Here is a 9,500-nt window from a genome sequence, read left to right on the forward strand (position 1 = left end):
GGAACATAAGCCGCTCTTGACGAGTCTAAACGACCGTAGGCAAGAGCGGCCTGGAGGAGAAGCAACATGCGTATAAGAGAAATGGTCTTGACCGTTTGCTCGGCGGCGATGCTGGCCGCCGCTTGGGCGCAAACGCCCTCGTGGCCGACGCACCGAGGCAATCCGGAACGCACGGGCGTTACGGTCAATTCGCGAACCGATTCGCCCCTTGGCGGGCCAGGCAATCAACTCTTAGCCTGGACTTTTCCTCTCCTTAAGGATGTCCCCCCACCGGCTATTACAGACAACTACACGCCGATAGAAGGCTCCTTCAACGCCAATGGCGTCTGGTTTTCGCCCTTGCTTATCGACTACGTTGACGACTTCTACTACGACGTGCTCGACTTTAACGACCCGAGCTTGATCCCCTATATGGTGGCGCCGCACGCGCCTGCAGACATCGGCGGCGAGACGGCTTGGGCCGAATGGCGAAGCCCCATTCCAACCGGAGCCGGAATTGCGCAGTACCGCGTTTTTGCATGGATTCCGTCGGGCGGAACGCGAGTCAACGCCCAATTTAGACGCAACACGACGACCGCGGTCTACGAAATCACCGATCGAAACGGCACCGAAGAAGTGATCATCGATCAGTCGGCCGGCGGATGGGTGCAGATCGGAGGCGTCTATACTACCGAATTTGGACTACCGCTGAGCGTTCGCCTGGTCAACTCCCTCCCGCCGGAGGGCGGAGACGAAGACCCGAGCGCCATCGTCATCGCAGACGCCATAAGATTCGAGACGGTAACCGGCGGACGATACGACGCGTCGCCCGTTGTCATCCCTCATCCCGATCCCCTCTTTGGCCGAGCTCGCCTGGTCTATGTGGCCAAGGCAGACGGCACCATGACCTGCGTCATGCACGATCTCGGCTCGCCCGACACGCTGCCTTTTGCCCTCTGGAGCTTCGTTGCGCCCATTCAACCGACTTCGACCTTACTGACCGTGCAGAGCGCCCAGTTTCAAAACGATGGCTGGTGGCTGCCTTTGGAAGGCGCATCCGCCATGTCTACGGCCAAGCAGCTTCAATCGCCAGCGGTCAACAAGCCCGAGTATGCGCGTCGAGCGCTCTATCGAATCTCGATGGCAAAGGAAGCCCGCTACACCGTGCACGTTCGCTTCAATCCCAGCAAGGCCAATGCCCGCAAGGCCCGCTATCGAGTGCTCCATGCCGAAGGCGAGAGCATCGTTTATGTCGATCAAACTCAACAAGAGGGCTCGGCTGTTCTCGGCACATTTAAGTTCAATGCGGGCGCAGGCCAAATGATAGAGGTTTCGACCTACAGCGACGATCCGATCGACGAAGGCGCCTACGTCGTAACAGGCGATGTTCGAATTCAAGAAGAAGAGCAGTCGGCATCGGCGCTCTTCTCAACCCCGTGGGTCGGAACGGTCAACATCGACGGCACAACCGACCGCCTGGTAGTCATCTTCGGTTCCAACAATGGCCGCGTCTACTGCCTGGACGCAATGACGGGCGACCAAATCTGGGAGTACGCCGCCGCGAACGCTGGACCCTATGGTTTTAACTCTCCGATCGTGGTGAGAGAGGGAACCGACGATTTTGTGGTTATCGGCAATTCTAACGGCCGCGTCTATTGCTTTAGAACCCGACCAAACGATCCGGATGGGGACATTGAGGTGCGCTGGACCTTCCCCGAGGAAACGCGACCTGCGTTGGGCGCGTTCGTCTCGTCTCCGGCTTACGATGCGGCCTCCGGCCGAATCTTTATCGGCAGCCTGGACGGTCGAGCCTATTCGATCTTCTTCTCAAGCGGCGACATCGCTTGGGCCTATCCCTACAAGTTCTGGAATCCGGGAGACGATGCGGACGAGGCGCCGCTGGGCGCTATCACGGCCACACCGGCTGTTTTTGGCGGCGCGGCCTACTTCCCATCCCAAAACGGCAGAATCTATGCTCTGGATATCGTCGCCCCGGGCTTGAGAAACCACGAAGCGCGCCTGCGCTGGCAGTATCCCGACGCAGCCAGCACAGAGCTTCAACCGTTCCTGTATAGTTCTCCGGCCACAGTTGCAGCAGTGCCGTTCGGCGATCCCAATGCGCCCACCATGCGAGACGTTCTATACGTCGGAAACTCAGACGGTCGCGTCTATGCGCTCAATCTCCAGAACGCGGCGCTGCCGGACGACCAGAGGCTTCTGTGGCGAAGCGAGAATCTTGCGGGCAGCATCTTCAGTTCGCCAACTTTGACAAAGATAAACGACGTTGCGGCGCCTTTCACAAGCATCGACGCGATCGTGGTCGGCACCAACAGCGGCGAACTCTTCACCCTGTACGCCAACGACCGAATGAATCAGCTGAACACTTCGCGAAAGGCGTTTAAGCAATGGACCCTCATCGGCAATCAGATCCTCAGTTCGCCCGCCGTTGCAGGAGGCTTCCTGTACGTCGGCGATAACTCAGGATTCCTGTACGCCTTTAACGAGAGCGGCGGATACGACATCCCCGAACAGTGGCAGGACGAGATCCAAGTCATCGATCCAGGCGATACCGACGACCCGGTCTTCCCGAATATCAAGGTCTTGATTCTGAGCGACAGCGAAGCCGACCAGCAATACTACAACGACATCTTGGCCGGAAACGAAGTCCCTGATATCCTCCGCACGACGACTCGCCGAGCGTTCGAATGGGGAGAGAAGCTCTATGTCGTCTTTTACTGGACCCTCAATCAACCCCTGATAAGCGCGACGCAGTTCGAGGCTATCTACACGGGTCGAGGCACTACTTTCTCCGTTCGCGCCACGCCGAGAGTTTGGGTCGGCGACCCTAGCATCGGCATTGCCACCGCCGTCATTACGGTGCAGTGGAACGGCACCAACTACAGCCCGCCCGGATCCGACTATCTCTTCATGTTCCGCAAGCCGTTGACGACCGGCAACGTCGCACGAATGGGGCCGCAAACCGAAGACCTGAACGAGGAGACCGCCAATCAGATCGAACGGTTCGATTTCTCGGTCGGCAATCCGCTCTATCTGTCGGCTTTCGGTACTGTCGGCACGGGCGATGCGGCTGCTAACGCATTTAACGGCAACGGTGGGGCCTTGGTCAGCCTCTTTGCAGGGCTACTGGGAATCCCGATTTCCCATGGCCAATCCGCCTCACAGGCCTTCCAGGTAGGAGACCGCAGCAAGGTTACGGCCACATTGGGCCAAACATTGCCCGCGCGCGCCGTCTCCACCGACCTTGGATGGCAGGGGGGCGCGCTGTCCGTCCTAAATCCATTGCCTTGGGATCAGTTGCCCTTCAGCATCCCCAATGTCAGTCTGGACTACCCCGACATTCCGTCTCGACAGCTGAGCGCCCTCTTCCAAGGCGCGATCGACATGACCCGATCGGCGGCCCGATTGCGCGGCCCGCTGATCAACAGCGATGGTTCGGCCACAGTTCAGCCCGATCCGGTGATCGCTCAGATAGACGTGCCAAGGTTCCAGTCTGCCAACGAGCGCAGCGGCTTCTTGGCCACTGTTCGCGTCTACATCGATTCGACCAACAACGGACAACTGGACGGCCTAAACAACCTGGCCCAGACGCCGCCGCCGCTGAAGGTCGAAGCCTATCGCGAATTGACCGTGCAGATGACCGTGCCGGCTAACTATGCGATGGCCGTCGAGGAAGAAACCGTCGACCTAGGCAAGATGCCGGCCGGATTCGGCTATTCGTCCGCCGGGCCGAACGACAACAACAGCCCGTTCATGCCCATCCTCAACTTCCAGACCGGCCAGCGTTCGATCTTCTACGACAACTGGCGCCCGTTCACACTGAAAAACCTGGGCAACGTCAACCTCTATCGGCTGTTCCTGTCCAAGCAGTATCGCGACGCGGCCAATGCGGGCGTCTTCCCGCTTTACATGTACTCCGACACGGTCAGCCCCGAGTCGCCGATCAATATGGCGCACAACCTAGCGTCCAATCTCGACCCGCGGTTCTTCCCAATCTCCAACCGCTACTGGGGGCCTCAGCCGCAACAGCCTTATGCCACTTTGCACAAGGCGCGACCCGGCGACTATGCGCCAACCTACATGAGCCTGCCCGATCTGCCTTACGGGGTCGTCTGGGGCACGGGCGATCCGGTCTATCGACCGATGGTAGGATTGGGCGTACCGCCCTTTACCCCGGTTGGAACTTACAGCCAATTTGTCTATCCTTATATGTTGCCTGTCGGAACCGGTACGCCCGGTGTGATCGACTATAACTCGGCGACGGGGGCGTTTGGACAGCCTGTCGCCAATCCGACTTTGAGAGTGGTCGCCTCGGTTCGAGAAACGCGACTAACGGGCGGCACTAACGCGGGCCTGCTCAACCAGATCGACTTGCCACAGCCCCCCGGTTTCTCACAAACGCTCAGCAACTTCACGCCGACCGTCTTGCGCCGACCGACAAGCTTGGGCGGAGGACTGCTCATGGTCTGGAGCTCCAATCGACTAGGAGCCGCCACAACTCCAGGCACAGCCAGCTACCTGTTTAGTTCGCAGATCGGTTGGAATTCGAACAACCTCGCTTCTAGAGGTTGGGGCCTCTTCTCCAACAATCCGGGCGCATGGTGGCGTCCGGCCCTTGGCCCGTTTCCGGATCCAACGCTCGATCTATACGGCGGGGCAACGACCGAAGAGATGCGAACGGCCAGGCATGGCAATCCAGTGCTTCATGCCGATCTCACCGCTGGCGGCGCCGGAGACCCTTACGTTTTCTGGACTGCCACAGTGCTCAAAGAGGGCCGAAACTATCACCAACTATACGCGGCGCCTATGTTGGCGAACGCTGCATTTGGCAATCCGGTCGAACTGCCTACCGATCCATCGGTCGTCAAGGGTCGCCCAACCATCATGGAAGCCACCGGTTTTCCGCCAGGAGTACCCGCAACTTGGGTTTTCTACCCGGGTTCGACCGCTGGCCGTCGAGAGATTTACTACCTCTCGGCCAACGGACGGATGACAGACGGCAACTGGAACCGAGAGCGCAAGCTGACTATGTCGCGGGCCGTCAAGAATGTCGAATCGGTCAACCCGGTCTTTCGAACCGTTCGAGTCAACAATTCTATTCGCCACTATGTCGATGTCTTCTTCATCGGGTCGCTTAACGAGCGCAACGTAGGCGAACTGCTCTACAGTCGATATTCGGTCGACCGCGGCAATCTGCAGGGACCCAGCGTCATGGGTCGCCAAATAGACGAAGTTGCGCAGAAAGAGAAGGGCGAGAACGTTTATCGAACGCGACACTTGGATTGGACGTTCAACGATCCAAGCGACGGATGGGAAGACGATGACGTTGTGATCAAGATCAATGGCCAGATTGTAACCGCGGGCGATCCCGATGTAGACGAGCAAACGGGTCGGCTCTGGTACCGATACATTAGAAACGGGAGAGAAGTCGGTCTGATCGTTATCGATCCGCTAAGCGGCACCATCCGGTTTACCGATCAAGCGCCGCGCCTGTCCGATATCGTCTCGGTTACCTATTCGCCGAGAGTGCTGCGCATTGTCGATCTCTCGATCGCAGGCGACCATTCTCAACTCAACGCGTTCCTTCAGAGAGTCGAGAACCCAAGGCACAATCGCTTGGCGCCCGGCCAGTCGTTAGTGCGACGCCGCAATCCGGTCAACGGGAACATGGGCGCGAACGACATCATGCCGGTCGATCGTATTTGGATGTTCTACCGGCGCAGCTCAGGCTCCCCGTCGTCCGCCGGCAGCTACTTCTACAAGACCCTGCGCATGGGCATCCAACTCAACCGTCCGATCCTCGCGATCGTCAATTCTGGAGGCACGTTCCCGCTTCAGTCCGGAGCAACAAACGTGGCTGCAGGCGCCAACCACTTTACAATCCTAAACGGAGCGAACGACGTGCTTTACTACGAAGTCGATTGGGCGCGCGGGCGCGTCTACTTCACCGCCCTGGACGAATCGGTGCGACTGCGCGGGCGCGATGTGCCAGACCGCGTAACCGTCCGATATTTGGGCGACAACGGCCAGATACTTACCGAAACGCACGAAATCCGATGGCTCGAAGAAGCGACCTATACAGGTCAGCGCCCGGGGCCCCAATTTGAAACTCCGGTACCGATCGACCTCCCGATCAACGAAGCCACCCTCTGGGCCTCGCCCAACATCGAACTTCGACGAACGGGGCTTTCGACCGCGGCCGGACTGAACGACGAAGGCGTCTTCCTGTTCTGGGCTACCAGCCGAAACGGCGTGCCGGACATCTACGCGCAGATGCTCCAACCCCGCTTCTACTACGACAATCCAGATCAGGATGCCGATTGACGCGGACTTGAACCATTCCCGCCAAGTCTGCGTCAAAATCAGCAGGAAGCCGAACCTGCAAGCCGAAAATAGATTGGCAGGAACTCGGCGACCGACGCCGAAATGAAACCACAGATTGCGGGTAGAATCACTGGAACGGTCAACATGGCGAACGACGCGCCCATTAGCGTGCTCGTTCGTTTGCGACGACTGGCGACAAGGAGCGTCCTATAATGGCTAAAACGCCCAGTTCGACCTTGGGTATCGATATCGGCGCAAACACGATCAAAATCGTGGAGATCAAAGGCGGCAAGCCGCCCTCGCTGACCGCGGTCGCTATCGCGCCAACCCCGCCGAACTCTGTCGATTCCGGCGGCGTGCTCGATCACCAAGCCGTCGGCGCGGCGATCAAGAAAATGGTCGCGCAGGCTGGCTTCACTAGTAAAGCAGCCGTCGTGTCGATAGCGGGACAAAACTCCGTCGTCGTCCGAATCCTCGAAGTGCCCAAAATGGCGCCCGCCGAACTGAAGAAGCACATGGACTGGGAAGTTCAACGCAACATACCCTTCGCAGATGGGCGCGTCCACTCCGACTATTCCGTGGTCCCGCGCGAGTCGTTTGGCGCAGGAGACACCATCGACGTCGCCTTGGCCGTCGCACATCTGGATGCCGTCGACCGATTGGTCAGCGTAACGGACGCCGCCGGCCTGCAACCGTTCGCCATCGATGTCGAACCACTGGCGCTCGGTAGAAGCCTGTTGCTCTCCGATCCCGACCTGAAGGACAAAAACTGTATCATCGTCGGCATCGGCGCTCAAAGCACCTCCATCGACATCTTTAGCAAGGGCCTGCTCACTTTCCCCAGAATTTTGCCGACAGGCGGCGAAACGCTTACCCGAGCCATCGCCGACCGATTGATGGTGCCCGAATCGGAAGCAGACGAAACAAAACTTCAGTACGCACAGGTCATTCCTGGCCAAACGCCGACTACAACGTATTCGGCGCCCAGTTATAGCGGAGGCTTCGAGCCCGAAGCGACTATTCAGCCAACCGATTTCGAATCTCCGCCCATGACGAGCGATCCAGGCTTCTTTATGCCTACGGCAAGCGATGCAGAACCCTCGCCCTTTGCGGCGCCGTCCGAACCTGCTCCTGAAGCCTCGCCTTTTGCAGTGCCGGGCGAGCCGATCGACGTGCCGTCGCCCTTTTCTGCGGCAGAACCGACGCCAGAGCCGGAGCCAGAGGATCTTCCGCCGCCTGTGCCAACTTTCCCGTCCGAGCCAGCCGCGCCGGCAGTCGTTTCGGCCGACGAGGCAAAACGACAGTCGGTCTACCAGGCTATTTACCCCGTGCTTGAAGAAATCGTCAGCGAGCTTCGACGTTCGGTCGAATATTATCGAAGCCGGGCGCAAGACAACCAGATAGACTGCGTGATTTTGTGCGGAGGCACCTCCATCGTCCCCAACCTGGACCAACTCTTTAGCCAAGCGATCGGCATCCCGACTTTCATCGGCAACCCGGTCAAAAACCTGGCCGTCAATGTCCGCAAACAAGGCGGAGAATACGTGGCCGCGCACTCGCACGAACTGGCCGTCGCCATCGGACTGGCGCTGCACCCCTATAGCTCATAAGAGGAGAACCGAGAGAATATGAAACTCAACCTGCTTCCCGATTACGTGACCAAACGAAAGATCAACACCCAGGTCATGGTCGCCTTGGCGCTCGTCTGGCTGCTGGTCTCAGCCGGTTTGGGTTTCATGTACGTTCAAAAGAACAGCGAATTGGCACAACGAAAGGAAGATGCCGACCGCCTAAAGATCACTGCGGACAATGTCGATGCGATCGTTTCACAAGCTCGCTCCAAGGTTTCTGCAATCCAAGAGATCGTGGACCGAGTTCGGTTTATCGCCGATGCTGCAGCCTGGAACACAAAATACGCCGAACTCTACAACGAGATCCGTGCGTACACATCGCCAAGAGTTCGCTACGAGTCGATGAAAGTCAATCAAGGCAACACCTTGGAGATTACAGCCGTCGCCAAAACCATCCCCGATATCGGCCTTTACCTTCAAACAATGTACAACTGCCCAAGATTGGCGGCGGTCCAATTGGCCAGCAGCACGGAAGGCTATCGGCCGGCTGGGCAAGCAAGCGACACCGCACCAGGCGCCGCAGGCGGCTTTGGCGGCGGCGGCGGCGGAGCCGTGCGAGAAACCCAACAATCTGGCCCCATGCGAGCCGGCGTCTCGGGCGGCGGCGGCCCTGCTGGCGGTCCAGCGCCCAGCGCTCCGGGCGGCGGCCTGAGTTCGTTCACATCCGGAACCTCTGGCCAAGCGATGGAAATACTGCCGACCGGCGTTCGACGATTTCAGATCGTTTGCCTGCTGACGCAACCGATGACTCCGCCGGCTCCCCCAGGAACGCAGCCCGATCCGAACCAAATGGGCGGCGTGCCGGGCATGGGCAACGTGATGGCCGGAGGCGGTGGCGCTCCGCCAGCGGGAGCGGCTACTGCAGGCGGTGGCGACGTAGGGAACGAGGATGAATTCGAGGGCGGCCGCAGAGGCGGTGGAGGCTAATCATGAAAAACATCTCCCTTAACGTCATACTGGCAGCCGGAATCGTACTGATATTCCTGACCGCGTTCGGACTGTTCTGGGCGGGCATTCGACCGGTTCAAGCCGAGATCGACGACTACGACCGCTACATTGGAGAACTTCAAACCAAGGCCAACCAAGAGCCAGCGGCCAGAAGACTCCTGGCCGAAAGCGAGATGATCGTCGCCCTAGCTTCGCAGAGAGATATGGAACTGCGAGAACGCCGTATGCCCAAATCCACAATTAGCATGGGAGATCGCCTGCAAGCCTGGGTCTCTTACCACGACATGATTCGAGAAATCGGCAAGAAGATCGAGCATTGGCCCGCCAAGACCGGCGTAACCCTGTTGAGCGGGTTCGAACTGCCGCCGCCGCCAACCGATCCCAATGCGATCCCAACCAAACTGATCACCTTTGAAATCGGCGAAGTGAACGTAAGAGCCGCAACTTTCGAAAGATTGCTGAGCCACATGGCGGCATGGAATAGAGTGCCCAACCTGACCGTAGTAACCGATGGACTGGAAATCTCCGGCGTGTCGCCCGAGTTAATTGGGCGTTATACTATGAGGGCCTACGTCTTTCCTAAAGGCGAGGCTGGCGCTC

4 protein-coding genes are annotated in these 9,500 nt (G+C 58.8%); all 4 read left to right on the plus strand.

The annotated features are described in order from the left end of the window. Positions 1-66 precede the first annotated feature (66 nt). Entirely contained in the window at positions 67-6,321 is a 6,255-nt protein-coding gene (locus tag HUU60_08075; protein ID NUL82660.1) for a PQQ-binding-like beta-propeller repeat protein, read from the plus strand. Positions 6,322-6,533: 212 nt separating this feature from the next. Further along, complete coding sequence (pilM, locus tag HUU60_08080) at positions 6,534-7,931, plus strand: type IV pilus assembly protein PilM (protein NUL82661.1); 1,398 nt, start codon at positions 6,534-6,536, stop codon at positions 7,929-7,931. An 18-nt stretch (positions 7,932-7,949) separates the two neighbouring features. Beyond that, positions 7,950-8,879, plus strand: coding sequence for a hypothetical protein (locus tag HUU60_08085; protein ID NUL82662.1), 930 nt, complete (start codon positions 7,950-7,952; stop codon positions 8,877-8,879). Positions 8,880-8,881: 2 nt separating this feature from the next. After that, positions 8,882-9,500: hypothetical protein (locus HUU60_08090; protein ID NUL82663.1), on the plus strand; the 619-nt coding region annotated here is incomplete at its 3' end.

Source organism: Armatimonadota bacterium, from assembly GCA_013359125.1.
Taxonomy (GTDB): domain Bacteria; phylum Armatimonadota; class Fimbriimonadia; order Fimbriimonadales; family GBS-DC; genus JABWCR01.